The organism is Senegalimassilia sp., from assembly GCF_977052095.1.
Map to the genome: position 1 here is coordinate 62,750 of NZ_CDRSTZ010000001.1, position 23,598 is coordinate 86,347.

21 protein-coding genes are annotated in these 23,598 nt (G+C 60.2%); 15 read left to right on the top strand and 6 right to left on the bottom strand.

Going from position 1 to position 23,598, the window contains the following annotated elements; all coding sequences use genetic code 11:
* Positions 1–51 precede the first annotated feature (51 nt).
* The 8 genes from efp to dxs all read left to right on the top strand — a co-directional run bounded on the left by efp (position 52) and on the right by dxs (position 7,304).
* Positions 52–612 carry an elongation factor P gene (efp, locus tag ACWI6D_RS00285; RefSeq protein ID WP_129424027.1) on the top strand — a complete coding sequence of 187 codons (561 nt, stop codon included), beginning with the start codon at positions 52–54 and terminating at the stop codon, positions 610–612.
* A 416-nt stretch (positions 613–1,028) separates the two neighbouring features.
* Positions 1,029–2,909: an acetyl-CoA carboxylase biotin carboxyl carrier protein gene (accB, locus tag ACWI6D_RS00290; protein ID WP_449133228.1), complete on the top strand. Its 1,881-nt coding sequence runs from the start codon at positions 1,029–1,031 to the stop codon at positions 2,907–2,909.
* Position 2,910: 1 nt separating this feature from the next.
* On the top strand, positions 2,911–3,636 hold the full coding sequence (locus tag ACWI6D_RS00295) for a biotin carboxylase N-terminal domain-containing protein (RefSeq protein ID WP_449133229.1): 726 nt from the start codon (positions 2,911–2,913) through the stop codon (positions 3,634–3,636).
* Positions 3,585–4,247 (top strand): ATP-binding protein, encoded by a 663-nt coding sequence (locus ACWI6D_RS00300; RefSeq protein ID WP_449133230.1) that lies wholly within the window; start codon positions 3,585–3,587, stop codon positions 4,245–4,247. The genes ACWI6D_RS00295 and ACWI6D_RS00300 overlap by 52 nt, the downstream gene beginning before the upstream one ends.
* Positions 4,244–4,597, top strand: a complete 354-nt coding sequence (locus ACWI6D_RS00305; RefSeq protein ID WP_129424034.1) for an Asp23/Gls24 family envelope stress response protein — start codon at positions 4,244–4,246, stop codon at positions 4,595–4,597. Before ACWI6D_RS00300 ends, ACWI6D_RS00305 begins: the two co-directional genes overlap by 4 nt.
* A gap of 33 nt (positions 4,598–4,630) precedes the next feature.
* Positions 4,631–5,098: a transcription antitermination factor NusB gene (gene nusB / locus ACWI6D_RS00310; RefSeq protein WP_129424036.1), complete on the top strand. Its 468-nt coding sequence runs from the start codon at positions 4,631–4,633 to the stop codon at positions 5,096–5,098.
* Between the two features lie 12 nt (positions 5,099–5,110).
* Positions 5,111–5,404 (top strand): exodeoxyribonuclease VII small subunit, encoded by a 294-nt coding sequence (locus ACWI6D_RS00315; protein ID WP_288285642.1) that lies wholly within the window; start codon positions 5,111–5,113, stop codon positions 5,402–5,404.
* Between the two features lie 10 nt (positions 5,405–5,414).
* The gene (dxs, locus tag ACWI6D_RS00320; RefSeq protein WP_449133231.1) at positions 5,415–7,304 is read left to right on the top strand and encodes a 1-deoxy-D-xylulose-5-phosphate synthase; all 1,890 of its coding nucleotides are present in this window, start codon (positions 5,415–5,417) and stop codon (positions 7,302–7,304) included.
* A gap of 313 nt (positions 7,305–7,617) precedes the next feature.
* On the opposite strand, the gene ACWI6D_RS00325 is transcribed toward dxs, so the two are convergent.
* A complete protein-coding gene (locus tag ACWI6D_RS00325) occupies positions 7,618–8,124 on the bottom strand; it encodes an N-acetyltransferase family protein (protein ID WP_449133232.1) in 507 nt (168 codons plus the stop codon).
* A gap of 193 nt (positions 8,125–8,317) precedes the next feature.
* On the opposite strand from ACWI6D_RS00325, the gene ACWI6D_RS00330 reads away from it, so the two are divergent.
* The 4 genes from ACWI6D_RS00330 (at position 8,318) to rpsA (ending at position 12,012) form a co-directional block, all read left to right on the top strand.
* Positions 8,318–9,592, top strand: coding sequence for an ammonium transporter (locus tag ACWI6D_RS00330; RefSeq protein WP_449133233.1), 1,275 nt, complete (start codon positions 8,318–8,320; stop codon positions 9,590–9,592).
* Positions 9,593–9,623: 31 nt separating this feature from the next.
* Positions 9,624–9,962, top strand: a complete 339-nt coding sequence (locus ACWI6D_RS00335) for a P-II family nitrogen regulator (protein ID WP_288285646.1) — start codon at positions 9,624–9,626, stop codon at positions 9,960–9,962.
* A 180-nt stretch (positions 9,963–10,142) separates the two neighbouring features.
* On the top strand, positions 10,143–10,568 hold the full coding sequence (locus tag ACWI6D_RS00340; protein ID WP_449133234.1) for a Fur family transcriptional regulator: 426 nt from the start codon (positions 10,143–10,145) through the stop codon (positions 10,566–10,568).
* 298 nt (positions 10,569–10,866) lie between these two features.
* Positions 10,867–12,012 (top strand): 30S ribosomal protein S1, encoded by a 1,146-nt coding sequence (rpsA, locus tag ACWI6D_RS00345; RefSeq protein WP_449133264.1) that lies wholly within the window; start codon positions 10,867–10,869, stop codon positions 12,010–12,012.
* 296 nt (positions 12,013–12,308) lie between these two features.
* Here rpsA and ACWI6D_RS00350 read toward each other — a convergent pair whose 3' ends face one another.
* Positions 12,309–14,537: an acyltransferase family protein gene (locus ACWI6D_RS00350; protein ID WP_449133235.1), complete on the bottom strand. Its 2,229-nt coding sequence runs from the start codon at positions 14,535–14,537 to the stop codon at positions 12,309–12,311.
* A gap of 165 nt (positions 14,538–14,702) precedes the next feature.
* On the opposite strand from ACWI6D_RS00350, the gene coaE reads away from it, so the two are divergent.
* Complete coding sequence (gene coaE, locus ACWI6D_RS00355) at positions 14,703–15,311, top strand: dephospho-CoA kinase (RefSeq protein ID WP_302716922.1); 609 nt, start codon at positions 14,703–14,705, stop codon at positions 15,309–15,311.
* A 165-nt stretch (positions 15,312–15,476) separates the two neighbouring features.
* Positions 15,477–17,594 (top strand): excinuclease ABC subunit UvrB, encoded by a 2,118-nt coding sequence (gene uvrB, locus ACWI6D_RS00360; protein ID WP_449133236.1) that lies wholly within the window; start codon positions 15,477–15,479, stop codon positions 17,592–17,594.
* A gap of 160 nt (positions 17,595–17,754) precedes the next feature.
* Here the strand turns inward: uvrB and larE are convergent, their stop codons facing one another.
* Both larE and ACWI6D_RS00370 read right to left on the bottom strand, forming a co-directional pair.
* On the bottom strand, positions 17,755–18,594 hold the full coding sequence (larE, locus tag ACWI6D_RS00365; protein ID WP_449133237.1) for an ATP-dependent sacrificial sulfur transferase LarE: 840 nt from the start codon (positions 18,592–18,594) through the stop codon (positions 17,755–17,757).
* A gap of 92 nt (positions 18,595–18,686) precedes the next feature.
* The gene (locus ACWI6D_RS00370; protein WP_449133238.1) at positions 18,687–19,322 is read right to left on the bottom strand and encodes a glycoside hydrolase family 25 protein; all 636 of its coding nucleotides are present in this window, start codon (positions 19,320–19,322) and stop codon (positions 18,687–18,689) included.
* A 629-nt stretch (positions 19,323–19,951) separates the two neighbouring features.
* Here ACWI6D_RS00370 and ACWI6D_RS00375 point away from each other — a divergent pair.
* A complete protein-coding gene (locus ACWI6D_RS00375; RefSeq protein ID WP_288285651.1) occupies positions 19,952–20,380 on the top strand; it encodes an RrF2 family transcriptional regulator in 429 nt (142 codons plus the stop codon).
* Positions 20,381–20,442: 62 nt separating this feature from the next.
* Here ACWI6D_RS00375 and ACWI6D_RS00380 read toward each other — a convergent pair whose 3' ends face one another.
* Both ACWI6D_RS00380 and ACWI6D_RS00385 read right to left on the bottom strand, forming a co-directional pair.
* Positions 20,443–21,954, bottom strand: a complete 1,512-nt coding sequence (locus ACWI6D_RS00380; protein ID WP_449133239.1) for an AAA family ATPase — start codon at positions 21,952–21,954, stop codon at positions 20,443–20,445.
* A 33-nt stretch (positions 21,955–21,987) separates the two neighbouring features.
* Positions 21,988–23,529, bottom strand: coding sequence for a vWA domain-containing protein (locus ACWI6D_RS00385; protein WP_449133240.1), 1,542 nt, complete (start codon positions 23,527–23,529; stop codon positions 21,988–21,990).
* Between the last annotated feature and the right edge of the window lie 69 nt (positions 23,530–23,598).

Consider the following 23,598-nt stretch of genomic DNA (forward strand, 5'->3'; position numbering starts at 1 on the left):
TTGAACTAAAGGGGCGGCCCCGGTCGTCTGAACGTTTGAAAGGAACTACCAGTGGCAATCTCTACCGCCGACTTCAAGAACGGCATGTGCATCATCAACAACAACAAGATGTGCACCATCGTCGAATTCCAGCACGTCAAGCCTGGTAAGGGCGGCGCATTCGTGCGCACGAAGCTTCGCGACATCAAAACCGGCCGCGTTGTCGACTACACGTTCAACGCCGGCACGAAGTTCGACACCGTGCGTTTGGAAACCCGCAAGATGCAGTACCTGTACAACGACGGTTCCGACTACTACTTCATGGACCCGAACACGTACGACCAGATGAGCATCCCCACCGAAACCGTGGGCGACACGGCGAAGTGGCTGAAGGAAAACGACGAGGCCAGCCTGCTGTACGCCGGCGACGAGCTTATCAGCATCGAGCCGCAGATGTTCGTCGAGCTTGAGTGCACGCACACCGAGCCGGGCTTCAAGGGCGATACCGCCACGAACACCACGAAGCCGGCCACGTTCGAGACCGGCGTTGAGCTGCAGGTCCCCACGTTCGTCGAGATTGGCGACGTGCTGCAGATCGACACCCGTGATGGCCGCGTCATCAAGCGCGTTTAATAGTTTCGCCGGCCTGCCGGCCGGCGAGTTGACTCGACGCTGCGGGCTGCTCTGGCACCCGGCCTTCGCCTTCAACTGCGCGAGCATGGCCCAAAAGGCCTATGCTCGCTTGTTTCAGGCGAATTCCGGGCACCAGAGCGGCCCTCGCTGACTTTGGTGGCATCCCGGAGTTTCAATATGCGCCCTTTGGGCGCATTTGTTGTGTATGGGGTCTCTCGCGTCTGCGCACTTGAATCGTTACGTGCGTGAAGGGTTGGCTGGGGCGGTTCGCGCTTCTGGGCGCCGCCGGGGTGCGGTTTCTGTTTCTTGCCCGTGAATTCGCCGTATGCGGCCGGCAACGCTGCCGCCTTCTTCTATAATCCTGGTTTCGATCTATACGGTCATATACCACTTGATAACGAAGGGGGTGCGAGTTCATGCCAAGGCTTCAGATCATGGATACCACCATCCGTGACGGCCAGCAGAGCCTGTGGGCGACGCGCATGAGCATCGGCGACATGCTGCCGATCCTGCCAAAGATGGACCGCGTCGGATACTGGGCAATCGAGGCATGGGGCGGCGCAACGTTCGACTCATGCATGCGTTTCTTGGATGAGAATCCCTGGGACCGCCTGCGCTCCATCAACGCGGCAACGCCGAACACGCCGTTGTCCATGCTCACGCGCGGCCAGAACCTGGTTGGCTATAAGCATTATTCTCGCGAGATTGTGAATCGCTTCATCAAGGCGTCGAAGCGCAACGGCGTGCACGTGTTCCGCGTGTTCGACGCGCTGAACGACATCCGCAACGTCGTGGACACCGCCGAGGCGGTCAACGAGTGCGGCGGCCATTTCGAGGGTGCAATCTCTTACACTATTTCCCCTGTTCATACGCTTGACAGCTATCTGGAGTACGCGCAACAGCTCAAGGAGCTGGGCGCCGACTCCATCTGCGTGAAGGACATGGCCGGCCTTATGACGCCGTACCGCGCCGAGCGCATCGTCAAGGCGCTGAATGCCGAAATCGGCCTGCCGGTGCATCTGCACTGCCACTATGTTGGCGGCATGGCTCCGGCAAACTACATCAAGGCTGCCGAGGCGGGCGTGTCCATCGTCGATACCGCGTCCGCGCCGCTGGCCTTCGGCAACTCCCAGCCCGCCGTCGAGATGTTGGTGGCGGCGCTGCAGGAAAGCCGCTACGACACGGGGCTTGACCTCAACCTGCTGTTCGAAATCGCCGAATACTGGGAGGAAGTGCGCAAGCGCAGCCACTACAAGCGCGGCGTGTCCTCGCTTATCCATATGCAGGTGTACTCGCACCAGGTGCCCGGCGGCATGATGTCGAACCTCATGAGCCAGCTTGAGGTGCAGAACGCCTCCGACCGCCTGCCCGAGGTCATGAAGGAAATCCCGCGCGTACGCGCCGAGGTCGGCTATCCGCCGCTTGTTACACCCATGTCGCAGATCGTCGGCACGCAGGCTGTGTTCAACGTGCTTACCGGCAAGCGCTGGGGCGTTGTATCCAAGGAAATGAAGGACTACATCTGCGGCTACTACGGCAAGGCGCCGGGCCGCATCGATTCTGAGATCATGAAGAAAGTCGCGGGCAATTCGCAGGTGCTGCCCGACGACGTTGCGCCGTCAAGCCTGGTCACCACCACTTACGACGAGGTTGCCGAGGAAATCGGCGATTTGGCGCAAAGCGAAGAGGACGTGCTCATGTACGCGCTGTTCCCGAACGAGGCGCGCACGTTCTTGAGCAAGCACCGTGCATCCGAGAGAGTCGACTTCCTTATGCAGGAAGAGTCGAGCAATACCAAGGAGGACGATTACGTGGATATCAACCAGATTCGCGAGCTGGTTCGCGTTGCCGAGGAAAGCGGCGTCGGCGAAATCGTAGTTGAGGAAGAGGGCACGCGCATCGCCGTGCGCATGCCGGGTGCAGCTCCTACAGCCGCTCCGGCCGCCGCTGCGGCTCCTGCCGTTGCCGCTGCTGCCGCACCTGCAGCTGCTCCGGCGGCACCCGCTGCCGCCGAGCCCGAGCGTCCTGCCAACTGGTATGCCGTGAAGGCTCCCATGGTCGGCACGTTCTACGCGGCTCCTGCTCCGGGCGAGCCGGCGTTCGTGAAGGTGGGCGACGAGGTTGCCGCCAACCAAACGCTGTGCATCGTCGAGGCTATGAAGCTTATGAACGAGATCACGGCCGAGGAAATGGGCACCGTGCGCGAGATTTGCGTGAAGGATGCCGATCCGGTCGAGTTCGGTACCGTGCTGTTCTACATCGAGCCCCACTCCACCACGCCCATCTCGGAGCAGTAGTATGTTCAAGAAAGTACTCATTGCCAATCGCGGCGAAGTGGCCCTGCGCGTCATGCGCGCCTGCAAAGAGCTGGGCGTGAAAACCGTTGCGGTCTACTCCGCGGAGGACGAGAACACCTACCCCGTGCAGTACGCGGATGAGAAGGTGTGCATCGGCCCTGCTCAGGCGGCGAAAAGCTACCTGGTTATGTCCAACATCATCGAGGCGGCCCGCATCACCGGCGCCGAGGCCATTCACCCCGGCTACGGCTTTTTGGCCGAAAACGCCGACTTTGCCCGCGCGTGCGTCGACAACGACATCGTGTTCATCGGCCCGTCGGCCGAGTGCATCGAGCGCATGGGTGACAAGTCCTCTGCGCGTGAAACCATGAAGGCGTGCGGCGTTCCCACCGTGCCCGGCTCCGATGGCTGCATCGACACCGTCGAGGAAGCACGTCAGTTCGCCGAGCGCGTGGGCTATCCCGTGCTCATCAAGGCAACGGCCGGCGGCGGCGGCAAGGGCATGCGCGAGGTTCACGACCCCGCTGAGCTTGAGTCGCACTACAAGGCCGCCCGCGCCGAGGCCGGCGCGGCATTCGGCAACGACGAGGTGTACCTGGAGAAGCTCGTGCTGCGTCCGCGCCACGTCGAGGTGACTTCGGCAACAACGTTGCCCTGTGCGAGCGCGACTGCTCTGTGCAGCGTCGCCACCAGAAGCTTATCGAGGAAGCCCCCTCGCCGGCGCTGACCGATGAGCTGCGCCGCGCCATGGGCGTTGCCGCCATCAAGGCTGTCCGCGCGGTCGATTACCGCAACGCGGGTACCATCGAGTTTCTGCTTGATACCACGGGCAAGTTCTACTTCATGGAAATGAACACGCGCGTGCAGGTGGAGCATCCGGTGTCCGAACAGATCACGGGCACGGATATCATCAAAGAGCAGCTGCGCATCGCCTCCGGTGAGCCTATGAGCTGCGCTTCCCGCGCTCCGTTCACGCCGTTTGGCCACGCCATGGAGTTCCGCATCAACGCCGAGGACCCCGAGCACGGCTTCCGTCCGTGCCCTGGCACCATCACGCGCTTCGAGCCTCCCGCGGGCCCGGGCGTGCGCGTTGAGGCATACGTGCACTCGGGTTCGAAAATCAGCCCGTACTACGACTCCATGGTTGCTAAGCTTATCGTGTCCGGTCAGGACCGCGAGGAATGCCTGGCGCGCGGTCGCCGTGCTTTGGATGAGTTCGTCATCGAGGGCATTCAAACTACGCTGCCGTTCCATCGTCGCGTGCTGGACAACGAAGTGTTCTGCGCAGGTGAAGCCACTACCGACTTCATCGAAACCCAGATGGGAGATGTGCTATGAGCGATTTGAACGTTGACGGTATGGCGCTTGCGCCGGGTGTCGTCGAAACCATCGTTTCCATTGCCGTTGCCGAAGTCGACGGCGTTGCAAGCGTTGGTGGCGCTTCTGCTGCGAACCGCGGCATCCGCGCTGCGCTTGGCAGCAAGCCCGCTACGGCAGGCATTCAGGTGGCGCCGGGCGAAGATGACGCGCTGCAGATTTCCGTGCGCATAGACGTATACTATGGGCACGTGCTGCCCGACGTGGCGGCGGCGGTGCGCCAGTCCGTGGTCGATGCCGTGGCAAGCCAGGTTGGCGCAACGGTTGAATCGGTTGACGTGTACATCGACGGCATCCAGTTCAACAAGTAAGAGAAAAGAAGAGGCACAGGGGATTTATCGCATATGGCAATGAAACGACACGAGCGCACGACGGCACGCCGCGTGGCGCTGCAGGTTCTGTACACCGCTGAAATCAAGGGCATAACCGCAGCTGAGGTGGTTGCGGAAGGCACGTTTCCCTCTGAAGAGGGAACGCTGACCGACTATGCGCTTGATTTGGTGCGCGGCGTTGAGAACAACCGCATCGCCATTGACGGCAACCTGAAGGCTGCTGCCGAGAACTGGTCGCTGGGGCGCATGCCCATCGTGGACCGCTCCATCCTGCGCATTGCCACGTACGAGATCCTGTTCGTGGAAGACGTTCCCACCAGCGTCGCCATCAACGAGGCCGTTGAGCTGGCGAAGGACTTCGGCGGCGAAGACGAGTCCCCGCGTTTCGTGAACGGCGTTTTGGGCCGCATTGCCAAAGACGTCGACGCCGAGGCTTCCGCGCCGCGCGGCGACGACCCGGCGCAGCCGCTCGTGCTGTAAGCGGGTGCGTTCGTGGCGTACGAGTCTTACGAGTCGTTCGAATCGGTCAAAGGGCGTCTGGCTGAGATCGTCGATGCGGTAAGCAACGACGATCTTCCGCTTGACCAGGCGCTCTCGCTGTACGAGGAAGCCGTTGGCCTGGGGCTGCGCGCAAGCGATTTGCTGGAGCAGGGCATCGACGAGCGTCGTTGCGAGCAGGCGTTGGCCGAAGAGGACGGCGTGCAAGAGGGCTCGGCGCAGCCCGCAGATGCGGCGGGGCAGGCATCGGCCGCTGCAACCGATGCCGAAAACCCTGATCAGGAATGAAAGGCGTTGCATGAGCGATAATCGCATTCTGGACATAATTTCATCACCTGCTGACTTAAAGCTCCTCTCCAACGAGGAGCTCTCCATACTTGCAAGCGAAATTCGCCAAGAGATCGTTTCCGTCACGTCGAAAACGGGCGGTCATGTGGCTTCGTCGCTTGGCGCTGTGGAGATCATCCTTGCGCTGCACAGCCTGCTTGATTGCCCGAAGGACAAGATTGTGTTCGACGTGGGGCATCAGGCGTATGCGCATAAACTGGTTACGGGCCGACTGAAGGATTTCCCCACGCTGCGCACGTACGGCGGCATGTCGGGTTTTCCGAAACCGTCCGAAAGCCCGTACGACGTGCATTATTCCGGCCACGCTTCCGATTCGCTTTCCGTGGCCCTTGGCTTGGCCGAGGCTCGCGATCTTTCGGGCGCAGACAACAAGGTTGTTGCCCTTATCGGCGACGCGGCGCTTTCGGGTGGCATGGCGTTTGAGGCCCTGAACAACATCGGCCAGGCGCAAACGCCCATGGTCATCATCTTGAACGACAACGAGATGTCCATCTCGCACAACGTCGGTGCGCTTATGAAGCATCTTGGGTACATGCGCGCTTCGTCGCAGTACCGCCAGGCGCGCGACACTATGCAGGAGCATCTGGAAAGCTCGGGCCCGGTTGGCAAGGCGCTGACCAGCTTCGGCCGCAACATGAAGGAATCGATGAAGCAGTTCGTCATTCCGCATTCCATGATTTTCGAGCAGCTGGGCATTGTGTGCACGGCGCCGGTTGACGGCCACAACATCGCTCAGCTGCGTGAGACGCTGCGCGCGGTGCTGGCGGCAAATGGGCCGGTGCTCATGCATGTGGTCACGCGCAAGGGCGAAGGCTACATGCCTGCCGTGCGCAACCCCGAGAAGTTCCACGGCATCGGGCCGTACAACATTGCCACGGGCGAGGTTATCAAGTCCGACAAGCCCTCAGCGCCGAAGTACACGAACGTGTTCGGCTCCGCGCTGGTGAAAGAAGCGGAAACGAACCAGGATATCGTGGCCATCACGGCAGCGATGAAGGGCGGCACGGGGCTTGATGCGTTCGCCGAGAAGTTCCCGAAGCGCTTCGTGGACACGGGCATTTCCGAAGAACACGCCGTGGGGTTTGCCGGTGGTTTGGCCGCGGGCGGCAAGAAACCCGTTGTTGCGCTGTACTCCACGTTCATGCAGCGCGCCATCGACCAGATGATCATCAACGTGGCGCTGCCGAAGCTTGACGTGGTGTTCGCCATCGATCGCGCCGGCATCGTGGGCGCCGACGGCCCCACGCACCATGGCGTGTTCGACTTGGTGTATGCCCGCATGGTGCCGAACATGCGCGTGCTGGCCCCCTCGAACGAGGCTGAGCTGGTGCATGGCCTGCATACGGCGCTTGCCATGGGCGGCCCGTTCGCCATTCGCTACCCGCGCGGGGAAGCGGAGGGCGTGCCGCTGCCTGAAGTGCCGGAAGTGCTGCCGGAGGGCAAGGCGCGCATGGTACGCGAAGGCGACGACGTTGCTCTTTTGGCGTTTGGCCGCATGGTTGGCTACGCTTGCAAGGCCGCAGAGGCGCTGGAGCAGCAGGGCATCAGCGTGCGCGTGGTGGACATGCGCTGGGTGAAGCCGCTTGATGCGGATGCCATTCGCGAAGCGGCGGGCACGAAGCTGGTGGTTACCGTCGAGGAAGGTGTTATTGCCGGCGGCGCTGGCGAGGGCGTGTTGGGCGAGATGGCTTGCATGGGCCTGCATACGCCCGCTCTGAACCTGGGCATTTCCGATGCGTTCGTCACGCAAGGCGGCGTTGGCCAGCTGCTGCACGAGCAGGGTCTTGACGCCGAAGGCATTGCCACCAGCGTAAAGGACCGCTACCAGCAGTTGACCTAGCGGCTTATAGCGGCTAAACAAAAGGCGCCGAACAGTAGGAATATAAGAAGGCGAGGCCGGATAAGCCTCGCCTTCTTTGTGCTTCACGCATGATGGCGCCGTGCTCACGTAGAATCTTTCGTCATGCTTTGTCGAAGGTCCTGCCCGGTATCTCGAGCGTTATCATGCACGCGCGTCAAGGTGAGCAGGGCAATCGCAAGGCCATTGCGTCCTTGAGGCCGACTTCTTGCGCGGCGGTTCTCCAAACAAAATCACCCGGCAGTTCGTGCGAGCTGCCGGGTGATTTCCTGCGAGGCGTGCTCGGGAGGTTTCCTTACGCTTCCTTCTCCATCACGTAGTCGTCCATGACAAAGCCGTTGCCGATGTCGGTTTCCACGGACTCGATGGTGACGAAACCCTTGCCCAAATAGCAGCGCACACCCAGCTCGTTGTGTTTGTTCACCGTCAGGTACATGGCGTGCAAATCGCGCGAGTGGCACAGCTCCACGTAGAACTCGATGATCTTCGAAGCGTAGTGCTTGCCGCGCTCTTCGGTCAGCAGGTAGATCTTCGAGATGAAGTAGCGGCTGGTTTCCGGCTCCTCATGGCCACCGGTGTAGCCCACGGTTTTGCCGGCTTCGTCGACGACGAACCAGTATTCGTAGGCGTTTTCGGCCATGTCGCGCTTGATGGCTTCAAGGTTTTGGAACTGCTCCACCATGTAATCCGTTTGCGCAGCCCCGATAAGCGCGGGCCAGTATTCGTGCCAAATCTCACCGGCTAGCTTCGCCAGCGCTTCTTGGTCCTCAGCGGTTTCAACGGGTACGAAACGCACGTCCATGAGCAATCCCCTCGACATCGATTTGGTCTGTTTCCACATTGTAACACCGGCGTCTCGGGCGCGTTACAAAGCGTTTCCCAGCGCGTTAACAATGCATTTGCGGGAAAAAGGCCAGGTCAAACAGTGGCACCATGAACCTTGTCAAATGCGGGTGCCCCAATGGCGGGCACAAAGGAAAGAAGGAGGTATCACGATGTTTGACACAGGTTCAACGGCGTTCATGCTTGTGTGCGCCATGCTCGTCCTGTTGATGACGCCCGGACTCGCGTTCTTCTACGGTGGCTTGTCGCGCCGCAAGAACGTGGTGAACACGATGGTCATGGTGTTTGGCGTCATCGGCATTGTTGCCATCACTTGGACGATCTGCGGTTGGTCGTTCGCGTACGGCGGAGACGGTTCGATCCCTTTTTTCGGGGGCTTTGATCAGCTTGGCTTCCTGAACGGCACCAGCGATATGCTTGCTGAGGCGGAAGCAGTTCCCGAAGACGCGGTTTACCCGTCCATCATCGACTTCGTGTTCCAGATGGCGTTCTGCATGATCACCACCGCCATCATCACCGGCTCGCTTGCCGGCCGTATGAAGTTCGGCGCTGTGTGCGCGTTCGTGGCCATTTGGACCATCGTGGTGTATCCGCCGTTGGCTCATATGGTGTGGGGCGGTGACGGCAGCCTGATCGGCGACACCATCGGCGCGCTTGACTTCGCCGGCGGCGATGTTGTGCACATCTCCTCTGGCTTGACGGGCCTGATCCTGTGCCTGATTCTGGGCAAGCGCAAGGGCTTCGGCATGATGAGCTACCGTCCGCATAACGTTCCGTTTGTGGCTTTGGGCGCAGCGCTTCTGTGGTTCGGCTGGTTCGGCTTCAACGCCGGCTCTCAGTTCGCTGCCGACGGCGTTGCCGGCCTGGCGCTTATCAACACCGTGGTGGCATCGGGCGCGGCGCTGGTTTCCTGGATGATTGTGGAGCGCGTGAAGGTGGGCAAGCCCACGCTGGTCGGCGCTGCAACGGGTCTGGTGGCTGGCCTGGTTGTCATCACGCCGGCAGCTGGCTTCGTCGAGCCTTGGGCGGCGCTGGTCATGGGCCTGATTGTTTCCCCCATCTGCTACTTCGCCATCTCGTTCTGCAAGGCGAAGATCGGTTACGACGATGCGCTTGACGCGTTCGGGTGCCATGCGGTCGGCGGTGTTGTGGGCGGCATCTGTACCGGCATCTTCTGCGTGCCCGAGCTGTCCTGGACCGACTTCGGCGGCCTTCTGTACACGGGCGACGTCAGCCTGCTGTGCAGCCAAATCGCCGGCATCGCCATCACCATCGTGTTCGTGGGCGTGCTTGACCTGGTGATCGCGTTCATCGTGAAGGCGCTGTTCAAGGGCAACCTGCGCGTTAGCGAGGAAGAGGAAGCGCAAGGCCTTGACATCGCGGCCCATGGCGAGTCCGCATACCCGGCCTACATCGGCTTGGATTAAGCTGGCAGCGAGCGTTTGAAAGGAGCAAGCAATGAAGAAAATCACCGCCATCGTGCGTCCCGAAAAGCTCGAGCCGCTGAAAGAAGCGCTGTTCGCAGCGAAAGTTTCCGGCATGACCATCTCGCAGGTGCAAGGCTGCGGCAGTCAGCACGGCTGGAAGGAATACTACCGCGGCACCGAGGTGCTGCTGAACATGGTGCCGAAGGTGAAGTTCGAGATCATCTGCGATGACGCCCAGGTTGACGCGCTTATCGACGTGATTACGAACACGGCGCGCACCGGCAACGTCGGCGACGGCAAGATCTTCGTCTTCCCGGTCGACGAGGTGGTGCGCATCCGCACCGGCGAGCGCGGAGACGCCGCGGTATAACGCCGCAACGAAATATTCGCAGCTAGAAAGAGGCCTGCTTTCCGAAAGGGAAGCAGGCCTCTTGTCGTTACGGGGGTGCTTGGGGTTTGCGGCGTCGCGTTCGCGCATCGACGTCATCATAGTTTATACATCTTAATGAGATATACTACTAATAGTAATCACGATGGACAGGAGGACGGCATGGCACAGGCCAGCGCAGCGGCTTGCGAAACGGTTGGCACGCGCAACACCAAGCAGCGGGCACTTGTGCTCGATGCGGTTCGCTCGCTGCACAACCATCCTACGTCGGCGGAAATCTACGAAGCGGTGCATCAGCAGAACCCGAACGTGTCGCGTGCTACGGTGTATCGCAACCTTGGCGTGCTGTCCGACCGCGGGGAAGTGCTGCGCATTCCCGTTCCGAATGCCGCGGATCGCTACGATTTTCGTTGCGACAACCATTTTCACGCGAAGTGCGAACAGTGCGGCGGCGTGTTCGATATTGAAACGGAGGGCATAGACCCCTTCGCGCGCATCACCAAGGACTATGGGTTCCAGGTAACCGGCTTCGACCTGGCCTTTTCCGGCATTTGTCCCCAGTGTGCAAACGGTGAAGCTGACTGCTAGCGCTTGATGCCCCGTTGGCGTTCCGCGAAGAAATCGTGCATCGCAAAATCACGGGGGCAGCGCGGTCTTCGCATGGTATACTCAATTGGCTTATGGGAAGGTCCCGTAAGCATTGGTAATGTAGGCCCCCGAGACATGTTTGTTGCACTGCTAAAAGGGAATACCCCCTGCAAGCGAACATGGTTAATGTAGCAATCATTCATGACGAAGGGTCCCCGGCAAAGTATGGAAGGGGTCCGTTTTGACCGACATTAAGAACACGTCTGTCATCGACTTCGAGGACATCTCCGACGATCAGATGAACCAGATGATCGACGGCACGCTGACCGAGTTCGACGAGGGCGACCTGGTCAACGGCACGGTCGTTAAGATCGAGCATGACGAGGTGCTGGTGGACATCGGATTTAAGTCCGAGGGCGTTGTGCCCGTCCGCGAGCTGTCCATCCGCAAGGATGCCGATCCGTCTGAGATCGTCAGCCTGGGCGAGCCCATCGAGGCTCTCGTTCTGCAGAAGGAGGACAAGGACGGCCGTCTGATCCTCTCCAAGAAGCGTGCCGAGTACGAGCGTGCTTGGATCAGCGTCGAGGAGAAGTTCAAGGCTGGCGAGACCGTCACCGGCGAGGTTATCGAGGTTGTCAAGGGCGGCCTGATCCTGGACATCGGCCTGCGCGGCTTCCTGCCTGCGTCTTTGGTCGACCTGCGTCGCGTCAAGGACCTGGACATGTACCTGCACACCGAGATCGAGGCTCGCGTCATCGAGATGGACCGCAACCGCAACAACGTTGTTCTGTCCCGCCGCGTGCTGCTTGAGGAAGGCCGCAAGAACGAGCGCGCCGAGATTCTCTCCAAGCTGTCCAAGGGCATGCGCCTCAAGGGCACGGTTTCCAGCATCGTCGACTTCGGCGCCTTCGTTGACCTGGGCGGCATCGACGGTCTGGTCCACATCTCCGAGCTGTCCTGGAACCACGTCAACCATCCGTCCGAGGTCGTCAAGGTTGGCGACGAGGTTGAGGTTGAGGTCCTGGACGTCGACCTGCAGCGTGAGCGCATCTCCCTGGGCCTGAAGCAGACCACCGAGGATCCGTGGATCAAGCTCGTCGAGAGCTATCCGGTTGGCTCCATCGTTGACGGCAAGGTCACCAAGACCGTTCCGTTCGGCGCCTTCGTCGAGCTGGGCCAGTCCATCGAGGGCCTGGTGCACATCTCCGAGATGGCTATGCGCCACATCGACACGCCTGCTCAGGTTGTCAAGCCTGGCGACATGGTGAAGGTCAAGGTCATGGAGATCAACCCCGATCGTCGTCGCATCAGCCTGTCCATGAAGGCTGCTGCTGCTGAGATGGGCTTCGAGATCCCCGTGGACGAGTCCATCCAGGCTGAGGAGAAGCCGGCCAAGAAGCGCGAGAAGAAGGCTGACAAGCCCGCTGAGGCCAAGGCTGAATAACTTGAACGTTAGCGTTCAAGCTTCCGCTTAACAGCGAACGAGCCCCCGGTTGTTACCGGGGGCTCGTATTGTATCGGGGCACGAAAGAGTCGGCGGCATGGTGCGAGTTCAACGTACGGATTCAGGGCTGTCGCTTTGCTGAGAACGGGTAGGGAAGTTATTGCGGGGGCATTTGCAGCGAAAGGCGTGGCCTTGGCGCTTTCCGTTCCTGAAATGTCGGTATCGACCGTAAAAACGAAGGGCCCGAAACGATGCGACATCGTTTCGGGCCCTTCGCAATAATGCGGTAACGCCGGCTAGTTTTGATCGGGCTGTTCCCCAAGGGTGTTGGCTAGGTTGTTGGCGAGCGTGCGTGCGGCGGACTCTTGGGCGCTGATGGCGGCGTTCGTTGCCTGCTCGTAGGGCGTTTCGATTTTCGCTACCTCGTCGTTGGGCTTGTGCTCGGGAAGCAAGTTGGCAATGGCGTCGTGCACCAGGTCGATGTAGGCTTGGGCACCGTCTTGGGACAGATGGGTGCCGTCGCCGTCGAACCAGTCGCCGTGCGGCGCGCTGGCGCTGTACCAGTCGATAACTTGCACGTTGCCGTAACGGTCAGCTGCGCGTTCAAGCGCGGCGTTCGTTTCGGCCATCCAAGTTTGCGGACTGCGCGTGTTCACGAAGAACACGTGCTTATCGGTGCCCACTTCGCCCAGCAAATCGTCAAGCTGTTCATCGGTTACCTGGCCGTTTGTACCCAGCGCGAATACGACAATATCGCCGACGATGCCCTGTTCGGCATAGGAGCGGTACACGTCTTCACCCACGGTAAGCTGACGGTTCACGGCGGCGTCGATGGCGCCGTAGGGGAACGTTTCCGTGAAGTTCGGAATGGCGCGCACGGAAACGGAATCGCCGATCATCAGCACGTCAAGCTTGGCTTTCTCGGCGGTGGCGGCATCGTTTGCAGCGGGAACGCCGGCAACGTGAGCGCTTTCGTCCTTCAGCAAGTCGCCGCCTTCAAGAGCCGACGTGTTCGGCACGAAGATAAGTCCGCCAACGCATACGAGCGTAACGGCTGCGGCTGCGGCGGTGGGGATGGCGTGATCGCGCAGCCAGTCGGCCAGGTACACCTCGCCCGAGCGCACGCGGCCCACGAACGCGCCAATGGAGCCGTGGCGAATGGGGTCTTCCACGAACTTGTAGGAAAACGCCGCGCAGGCGAACATAACGGCAAGCTCCACCAGGTACATCCACCAAGGAGTGTCGGCGATGTTGCTGCGCGGGTTCATCAGCAGCAACAGGGGATAGTGCCACAGGTAGATGCCGTACGAACGCAGGCCGATCCACACTAGGGGCTTCGCGGAGAACACCTTGCCCAGGATGGACGACGGATGCACGATAACGGCGATGATTACCATGGTGATGATGGATGCCAGCAGAATGCCGCCGCGATACATGATGGCCGACGTGCCCTCGATGCAGCCCATCATGGCAATCAGCCCGATAAGCGCGATGCCGCCCACGGCGTCAAGGGCGATGCGCACGTTGCGGTCAAGCTGCACCTCGTTATTGGCGCCCAGCAGGTTAGAGGGCCACACGAAGGCAAGCCATGCGCCGATGAGCAGGCTAAACGCGCGCGTGTCGGTGCCGTAGTACACGCGCGAGGGGTCGGCATCGGGGTTGAACAGCAGCGCCATCTCAAGTGCTGAAGCCAGCACCAGCACCAGCGTGGCGTTGCGCATGTGGCTGCGCTTCACGCCGAACTTGTGGGCCAGAATCAGCATCACGGGCCACACGACGTAGAACTGCTCCTCGATGGCCAGCGACCAGAAGTGCGTGACGGGGCTTGGCGCGCCCAACGCATCGAAGTACGACACGTCGCGCAGGATGTACCACCAGTTCGTCACCCAGCACAGCGCGGCCCACATGTCCTCGCGCAGCTTGGTAAGCAAGCTGTGGTCGAAGATGGTGCACAGCGCGGCCACGCAAATAATGACGAACGCGATGGCTGGGAACAGGCGTTTTACGCGCCGCAGCCAAAACTGCGGCAGGTTGATGGTGCCGGTGTTGTCCCATTCGATTAGCAGAAGGCTGGTAATAAGGTAGCCGGACAAGACGAAGAACACCGTGACGCCAAGCAGGCCACCGGGTGCCCATGCCATGCCCATGTGATACGCGATGACGCCGAGCACGGCAAGCGCGCGCAGGCCGTCGAGCGCGGGAATGTAGCGTGACTTCTTCTTGGGAGCGGGTTGCGCGCCGCGCTTACGGTTGGCGGAAGGAGTTTGGGCGCGTTCCGAGGCATGGGTGCATGCATGTGCGTTTGTGCCAGTCGCAGATGCCGTGCGCGTGTGAGCGCTTGCGGTACGCGAATGGTTTGTCGAAGCGGCTGGACGTGTGGCGCTATGCTGCGAGTGAGCGTGGCGAGATGCGTCGTTGCCGGCGGTGCGAGCGGAGTATGAGCATTGCTGAGCTTGCTGAGCTTCGTGTGCGGAACCAACGTGCGTGCGGTTCCCGTAGTGCCTGGTGGCCGGCGTTTCCGGCATGTTCGATCCCTTCTCATTTGCTGCTCTCCCAAATTTGCAGCATAGCCCTCAGTATACCAGCGCCGCCCACCGCGCCTGTTGTCAAATGGTTGCTTGCACCCGGACTGTCGGGCACGGTTTACGTGTATCATGGAAACGTGATGGTGCAAGTGAAGGAGGCAAGGCATGGGCATGAAAAAGCTGTTCATTATCGGCGGCATGGGTTCTGGCAAGTCCACGGCTCGCAAGGTGCTGGCCGAGCAGGGCGTTCCGTTTATCGATCTTGACAAAGTTGGGCATGATGTCCTTGAGTGGGATACGGTGAAGGACGACTTGGTCGAGGCTTTCGGCGCGGATATCTTGGGCCCTGATGGGCGCGTCGTTCGCTCGAAGGTTGCGGCGAAGGCGTTCACCACGCCGGCGGAAACGCGCAAGCTCAACCGCATTTCCATGCCGCGCATTGAGGAGTCGTTCACCGATCAGCTTGACGAGCTGGAGCGCGAAGGCAACAAGGCCGTGGTGGTGGAATACTCCGTGTTCAAGAACCGCCAAACGTCCATGGCCAATGGCGCCGACGTGGTTATTGCGGTGCTTGCGCCGCTTGACGCGCGCATCGAGCGCGCTGTGAAATCTGGTTGGGACGAGACGGACGTACGCAACCGCATTGCGCGCCAGATCAGCGATGCCGAGCGCATCGAGCAGGCCGATGTGGTGTTCAACAACGACGGCACGCCCGAGCAGCTGCGCGAGAAAGTTATCGCGTGGTGGACGGAATACGCTAAAACGTTGGACTAGCGCTTCGTTGGAAAAACGAGAAAGGCTGCTAAGGCGGCCTTTCTTTTTAGTTGCAAAAACGTACACTTGTTCTTTTCTTGGCGACATGCTAGACTGCAAGACCTAAACCGAATGCAAGGTAGGGTGCGTATGTCCAGTCATCTCAGGAACATCGAAGGCGTTGAAATGGAAGGTAAACTGCCGGAAGTGCGGCTTGCCAACACGCCGTTTCACGTGGTTAGTCCGTACGAGCCGTCGGGCGACCAGCCGCAGGCCATACAAAAGCTGGCGTCGGGCATCGAAGAGGGCTTGCGCTATCAAACGCTGCTGGGCGTGACGGGGTCGGGAAAAACGTTCACCATGGCGAAAACCATCGAGGCCGTGCAGAAGCCCACGCTGGTCATGGCGCCGAACAAAACCTTAGCGGCGCAGTTGGCAAGCGAGCTCAAGGAATTTTTCCCCGACAACGCGGTGGTGTACTTCGTTTCGTACTACGACTATTACCAGCCTGAGGCGTATGTGCCGTCGTCGGACACGTTCATCGAGAAAGACGCGTCTATCAACGAAGAGGTGGAAAAGCTGCGCCATGCGGCAACAAGCGCGTTGTTGTCGCGCCGCGACGTCATCGTGGTGGCTTCGGTCAGCTGCATATACGGCATTGGCAGCCCTATGGACTATGCGGGCATGGCGGTGTTTCTGGACAAGCAAAAGGAAATGGACCGCGACCAGGTTATTCATGACCTTATTGACATCCAGTACGATCGCAACGACTATGAGCTGAAGCGCGGTACGTTCCGCGTGCGCGGAGACAACCTCGATGTGTTTCCTCCTTATGCCGACAATCCCATACGCGTTGAGTTTTGGGGCGACGAAATCGAGGAGATCGCCGAAATAGACAACGTCACGGGCGAGGTGCTGCAAAGCTTCGAGGCGTTGCCGGTGTGGCCGGCGTCGCATTACGTCACGGCGCGCCCGAAGATGGAGCACGCCATCAAAACCATTCAAGAAGAGTTGCGCGAACGCCTGCAGCAGTTTAAAGACGAAGGCAAGCTGCTTGAAGCGCAGCGTTTGGAAATGCGCGTGAACTACGACCTTGAGATGCTGGAAACTATGGGGTTTTGCAGCGGCATCGAGAACTATTCGCGCCATCTTGATGGGCGTGAGCCGGGCGAGCCGCCGTACACGCTTATCGATTACTTCCCGAAAGACTTCCTGTGCATCATCGATGAAAGCCATGTGACGGTGCCGCAGATTCGCGGCATGCACGAAGGCGACCGCAGCCGCAAGATCACGCTTACCGAGCACGGGTTCCGCTTGCCAAGCTGCTTGGACAACCGTCCGCTGCGCTTCGATGAGTTCGAGGAGCGCATTCCGCAGTTCGTGTACGTTTCGGCCACGCCAGGCGACTACGAGCTGAAGGTGAGCCAGCAGCGTGTTGAGCAGATCATTCGTCCTACCGGCCTGCTTGACCCTGAAATCATCGTGCGCGGCAGTGCCAGCCAAATCGATGACATCGTCGACGAGGCGAAGGAGCGCGCTGACCGTAGCGAACGCGTGCTGATTACTACGCTTACGAAGAAGATGGCCGAGGATTTGACAGACCATTTGCTCGACCGGGGCATCCGCGCGCGCTATATGCATAGCGATATCGGCACGCTTGAACGCGTCGACATTTTGCGTGATTTGCGCTTGGGCAAATTCGATGTGCTGGTGGGCATCAACTTGCTGCGTGAAGGCCTTGACTTGCCCGAGGTCACGCTTGTGGCCATCCTAGACGCCGACAAAGAGGGCTTCTTGCGCAACCAGCGCAGCCTTATCCAGACGATTGGCCGTGCAGCACGTAACGCAAAAGGCCAGGTCATCATGTATGCCGATAAAACAACGGATTCCATGGAGCTGGCAATCAGCGAAACCCGGCGCCGCCGCAGCATCCAGATGGCGTACAACAAAGAGCATGGTATCACGCCGAAAACGGTGACGAAGGCCGTTACCGACATCATGAGCTATGTGCATGGGGAAATGGGCGACGTGTCTTCTGAAGAGGTGAACAAGCAGCTTGCCGAGCTGTCGCGCGAAGAGGTGCTGCGCGTTATTTCCAGTATGGAAGACGATATGGCCGAGGCCTCGCGCAACATGAACTTCGAGGAAGCGGTGCGCTTGCGTGACGAGGTGGTGCGCCTCAGGGCAAGCGTGGAAGGCGAAAGCGAAGCCGACGTGCTGAAGGACCTGAAGAAAACGGCGCGCAAGGGAAGCGCGTTCGGCAACCGCAAAAATGCTGCGTATGGTAGCTCGCGGCGGTCGTGATTTGCAGGCGGATTGCATCGCAACTGCTTCGATCGAAGCGTGGATATGCGTGGCGTGGTATGGCTGCCGCGAGACGGGGTTCGTTGGGCTGTCGCGGCCTAGGGGGCTGGAGCGCTTGCAGAGGCGTGTGCTTGCGGGCGCTCCAGCGTAGTTGCTGGCGTTACTCGATCGCGCGATTCAGGCTGCCCGATTGGTAGCCTTCGGCATCAACGGAAACGTAGTCGAACCCTGCGCTGCGGATGCGCGCTGCAAGGTCGCTGGTGGTGAAGGCTTCCATAAGCGCAACGCGCTGAGCAGGCGGTACCTCAATGCGCGCGAGCTTACCGTGCGCGCGACAGCGGACCTGCGCGAACCCGGCTTCGATGAGCAGGTCTTCGGCGGTTTCGATGGCGGACAGCTTTTCGGTGGTGATGGTGCCGCCGTAGGGCACGCGGCTTGCAAGGCAGGCGTAGGAAGGCTTGTTCCAGGTGGGAAGGCCCAGCGCGTGCGAAAGCTCGCGCACGTCGGCTTTGGAAAGGCCGGCTTTCAGCAAGGGGCTTTCAACGGACAGCTCGGCAAGCGCCTTAAGGCCGGGGCGATAGTCGCCAAGGTCGCTAGTGTTCGTGCCTTCGGCAACGTGGGAAAACCCCAGGTTGGCAGCTTTTTGCAGGATGCAGCCGAACAGGGCGGTTTTGCACACGTAGCAGCGGTTGGCAGGGTTTTCCGCAAAGCCATCGATGGCAAGGGCGTCAACGTCCATGATAATGTGACGGATGTGCTCGATGTTGCAGAAGTCGCTTGCTTCTTGCACTTCGCGGGTTGGAATCATCTGCGCGCGGGCCGTGATGGCAACGGCGTTTTCGCCAAGCGCGTCGTGGGCAACTTTGAGGAGCAGCGTTGAATCGACGCCGCCGGAAAAGGCGATGGCAAGGTGCCCGAGCTGCTTGATGTTGCTTGCGAGCGCATCGTATTTCTGCTGAAGTTCGGGCGACAACGGCGTTGCCGAAAGCTGTGTTTGCATGAACGATCTCCTTTGCGGCTTGTTTTCGCCACCGTATCACATGAAGTTGGCTTCAAGTCTTGCGGGGGCGGTGTTGCAACTTGCAAACACCATCACAAGGCGTCGGTGAATCTGAGGTTCAGATCAACGGGGGTCGATATGCCGGAAACGCTACCGCTGTTCGTGTATTGCCACAGTGCGAAATCGAACTGCCCGGAAGGCTGGTTTGCGTTGTATTCCGCGAACCACACAAGGCGACCTTCCAAATCGCTGAGGTTAAGGCGGGCGATGTCCACTTTGTTGCCGTAAATCATCGACGTGTACCCGGCCGCCTCGACGCGTTCGCAAAATGCCCTTGCGGCGGCCGTGAGCGTGGCGCGGTCGACGTTGTTGCCGCGCGCACCTGTGGTGGTGTCCTGCTCGTGGTCGAACACGATGGGCAAATCCAAGTTGCGCCCGTTCAGCAGGCTCAAGACAAGGTCGGCTTCCTGCTGCGCTTCTTCAACGCTGGTTGCCTGCGAGTAGAAATACGTGCCAACTTGCAGGCCGGCTGCAGCGGCGTTGCTGAGATTTTCCTCGAACATGCTGTCGGTGAACAATCCGCCTTCGGTGGTGCCGCGATATCCTGCGCGCAAGAATGCAAACGAGATGCCGTCGTTTTTCACAGCTGGCCAATTGATGGAGCCCTGAAGTTCGGACACATCGATGCCTACCTGTGATTTCTGCACGCCGTTTTCCGTATAGGTCATGCGGTCGCCTGAAAGCGCAAGGCCGGAAAAGTCGTAGGGACTGACGTAGGCAGTGCGTGATGAGCTGCTAGGGGCTTCGGCATTAGAAGCAGGCTGGCTCAGAAATGTGGTTGTGGCAATTCCCGTAACAACCGCAAGTGCCACAAGGGCTGCAACTGCAAGCGGGATGCGCGGAAGCGAGGGCTTCGACTGATGTGCACGCGTACGCGTAGGCGCAGTGCGCGTGCGGGATGCGCTCGCGCGTCCACGCGAAGATGCTTGTCGATTGCGCGCTGCATGCTGCTGGTTTGTTGGCCGGCGTGTTGCCGGAGTGCTGTTTCGTTTTTTATCCATAAGATAATCCTAGCAAACGCAATGAATTACAACCGTTCTACAGCCGCTATAGACGCGGGGATTTCAGATGCCGTTCACAGCCATTTCACGCCGCTTGAACGCATCTTTTCAATGACAGAACTATTACAGACCCGCTTTCAATAAGTTAACTATATAATTATAAGTAAAATGCACAGCAAGATTCTCAACCGCCATATGCAGGGATTCACCGTGAAGGAATGACCTTGTACTCGCGGAGCAAGCGCATCCAGGTTCGTCCAAAGGCGACGAACGGCAATAAAGGTGGATCGATACGTATGATGGTTTCAACTCGTGGGCGCTATGCGCTCCGTCTCATAATAGACATTGCAAAGCAGGGGCAAGCCGGCGCGCTTGTTACCATGCGCCAGTCCGCCGAACGGCTGGGCTTGTCGGTGAAGTATCTCGAGCAGCTTGGCGGTGCGCTTGTGCGCGGCGGCGTGCTGAAAAGCATTCGCGGCGTGAATGGCGGGTACTACCTTGAACGCCCGCCTGCCGAAATCTGCATTGGGGATGTGCTGCGGGCAACGGAAGGATCGTGCATGCCCGTAAGCTGCTTGGACGACGAAGCCGTGTGCGAACGGGTTGATGCGTGCGAGGCGCGCGAATTCTGGCGCGGCATGGGAGACGCCATCACGGACTACATGGATAGCATGACGCTGGCCGACGTGCTGAAACTTGGCGAAGAGCAAGAGCGTCCGGAATAGGGCGTTGCGGGGCTAGTGGGGCGCGGCTGGAAACAGTCGCGCCCCACTTTTTCGCGGGCGGCCTAGCTTTCGTCGAGCGCGGTCTGCTTGATGCGCTGCGCCAAATCAGCGCCGCGGTCGCCGAACTGCAGGTTCGCGTTGTGCGCGAAGAACCGCTCGTTGCCGTGGGCGTTGATGAACGCCATGCTGTAGCGGTTTGCCGACAGATCGGTGATAAGCAGCAGCATCTCCTGGCCTTCGCCAAATGCCTGCTCGGCGAATGCAAGCGCGTTGTCAAGCGCCTGCTCGCCTTCGCTGACGCGCTGCTCAAGCTTGTCAAGCAACGCTCCGAACGCTTCTTTCACCTGGTCAAACGTGAGGGTTCCTCCATTGGCGGCCAGGCGCTGCGCGCGTTCAAGCACCTCAAGCGCGCGCTCGTACGAACGGTATTTCTGCTCGGAAAGCAGACCGCTTGCCCGGTCGGTGCGCAAAAGCTGCTGGATGTTCGCTTCAAGCTCGCGCACGGCCTCGGTGGCATCGCTCGTTTCGCTTTGGGCCAGCGTATCGCGCAGTCCCATAAGACGGGGGTGCGTAAACTCAACAGCGCCCTCTTCCAGAACCGCTTCGCGCAATGCGTTCGAAAGCGCATCGGAAATCAGCCCCACCAGCGACACCCGTTCGTCGAACGGCGCCTCCTGCGCGCGCTGCGCAACATCGGCCTCGGCCGTGCCGGCAAGGATGCGGTCGATTTGGTAATCGGAACGGTATTTCGTGAACAGGTCGTAATACACGGCGAAGCGCTTGGCTATTTCGGGCGCCTGCACGTATTGCCCGATAAGGATATCGTCGACGGGCAGGTCCTGAGCTTCGTACAGCTTGATGGCGCTGGAAAGGTCGTCCCAGCCGCGTGCCGTGACGAACTCCTTGCCGTCCGCGGTGGTCTCAAGGTGATAGAAGTGCTCCTGCTCAACGTCAAGGTATGTGATGACGGCGGGATGCACGCCGCTGGCCAGGGCGTATTCGCGCCATGCCTGGTAGTCGGGCTCAACATCGATGCGCTTGAGACGGTCCCACGTTGCCAGGTCGAAATCGCGCGCCGTGCGGTTGTATTCGGGCGGGTTGCCGGCGGTCACCACGATCCACCCCTCGGGCACCTTGTGGCGGCCGAACACTTTGTACTGCAAGAACTGCAGCATGGCGGGCGTGAGCGTTTCGGACACGCAGTTGATTTCGTCAAGGAACAGGATGCCCTCGGCGTGCCCCGTCTGCTCGATAGAGTCGTACACGGCGGCGATGATTTCGCTCATGGTGTACTCGGATACGTCGTACGTTTCGCCGCCGTACTGCTTTTGCACGATGAACGGCAGGCCCAGCGCGCTTTGGCGCGTGTGGTGCGTCATGGAGTAGGCCACGAACCCCACGTCAAGCTCTTGGGCTATCTGCTCGACGATGGCGGTTTTGCCGATGCCCGGCGCGCCAAGCAGGAACACGGGGCGCTGGCGTTGGGGCGGCAGGGCGTAGCCGCCGAACTCGTCTTTTGCGAAATACGCTTGCATGGTGTACTTGATTTGCTGTTTGGCTTGTTTGATATCCATGGTGGCTCCTTGTCGGTTGCATGGCGCGGGGCGTTATGCCAGGTCAGGCTCTTGTTCTAAGAACGTGTCGTCCAACACGGCCTTCATGGCCCACGGCGGTACGGGCGCGCTTGCATCGGCGGTTTCCTCATCGGGGAACACAAACGCGGTATCGAACGCGGGCTTGTGGGCGGGGTATGTTCCTTGGCCGTCGGTGAAATACAGCAACCCGCCAAGGTTCGTGAATTCTCCCTGGTCGATGGCGTTTTGCACGTACGCGAACACGGGGCGGAAATCCGTGCCGCCAAGGCCTTTGACCTCAAGCGCGTTCAGATAGTCGTTCAAGTCGTCCAGGCTTTCGATGCGCGCGACGTCCGTGACGGCCGCGTCGCACTGCACCAGGTGCACGTTCATGTGCGCAAAGAAGCTGGTTTCATTGGCAAGAACGCTGTACGTGCGCTCAAGAAAACGCCTGACCAGGCCGTCTTTCGTGGACGCCGACGTGTCGATGGCTATGACGAAATCCCTGATGCGGCGCTGCTCCACGTATTCAAGCGGTTCGATAAGCGGCAGATTGCCGTAACGGGAAAGCCCGTAGCAGTAATAGACGTAATCGAACTCGTCGTCGTTGACGTGCACATGCTCGCCCATGTGGGCGAACTTGCGCAGAAACGTGGTGAAGTCGCGCCGCTTGCGGGTGACGGCGCGCAGGTTCATGGAAAGGTTCGACCCCTCCACGCCCCACAGCTTCACGTAGGAGTCAAGCTGCACGCCCATCTCGTACGCCGCGTTTTTCCACTGCTCGCGCGAGCGGTCCAGGTTCACCGTGTTGGCGAAGCGGTTTGCGGCAACGCCGCGCGCCTGCTCGGGGGCCTGCTTTTCGGTGATGTCGTCAAGTGACATGCCGCGGTGCGCCTTGTGGTTCGGCTTAGCGTTGCGCGCTTCGGGCGGCAGGGGCGCATCGGTGCCGTTTTTGCCTGCTTGCGAAGCGGGAGCTGCAGGCTGCGTTTCGGCGTTTTCTTGCCGCTGCCCCTGTTCTTTTTCGCGCAGCTGCGCTTCTTGCGCGGCCATGCGGTGCCACGGCTCGTGGTCGTCGACGGTGAACGGGGTGCGCAGCTCGGCTAAGGCTTCGGGTGAAAGCTCCTGGTCAACAAGCGTGCGGTAGATTGCTTCCGCGGTTAGGTGCGGGCATGCGGCTTGCAGGCGCGCAACGGCCGCAGCCTGCGCTGATGTGCGGCCCGAGCGCGTGTTCGGCAGGTCAAGTTGCGTGATGGCGGCTTCAACGGCTATGTCGCACGCGGCGTCCCAGCAGGCGGCATGCATGGCCGCCGTGGGGAACGGGTGCAGAAATACGTTGTGCAGCATGACGTGCAGATAGGCGCGCGCAAGGTCTTCGGGGCTGTCCACGAAGCGTTGCGCGATGTCTGTGGGGTCGAACCGCAAGTACGTACCATCGGTTGCAAGCGTTTGACCGGGAATGGAAAGCGGTTTGACCTGGGAAAACGCAGCGTTTAAGAAACGCAGGCTTGCAAGAAGCTTGTTGCGCGTGAGGTCAAGCGCTTCTTGCGCAAGTCGTGCGGTAGCGTTCGCGCTCACGGTCCCCTCCCTTCGCGCTTGATTTCGCTTTCGGTCGCAGTGTAGCATGGGCGACTGACAGGGTAAACC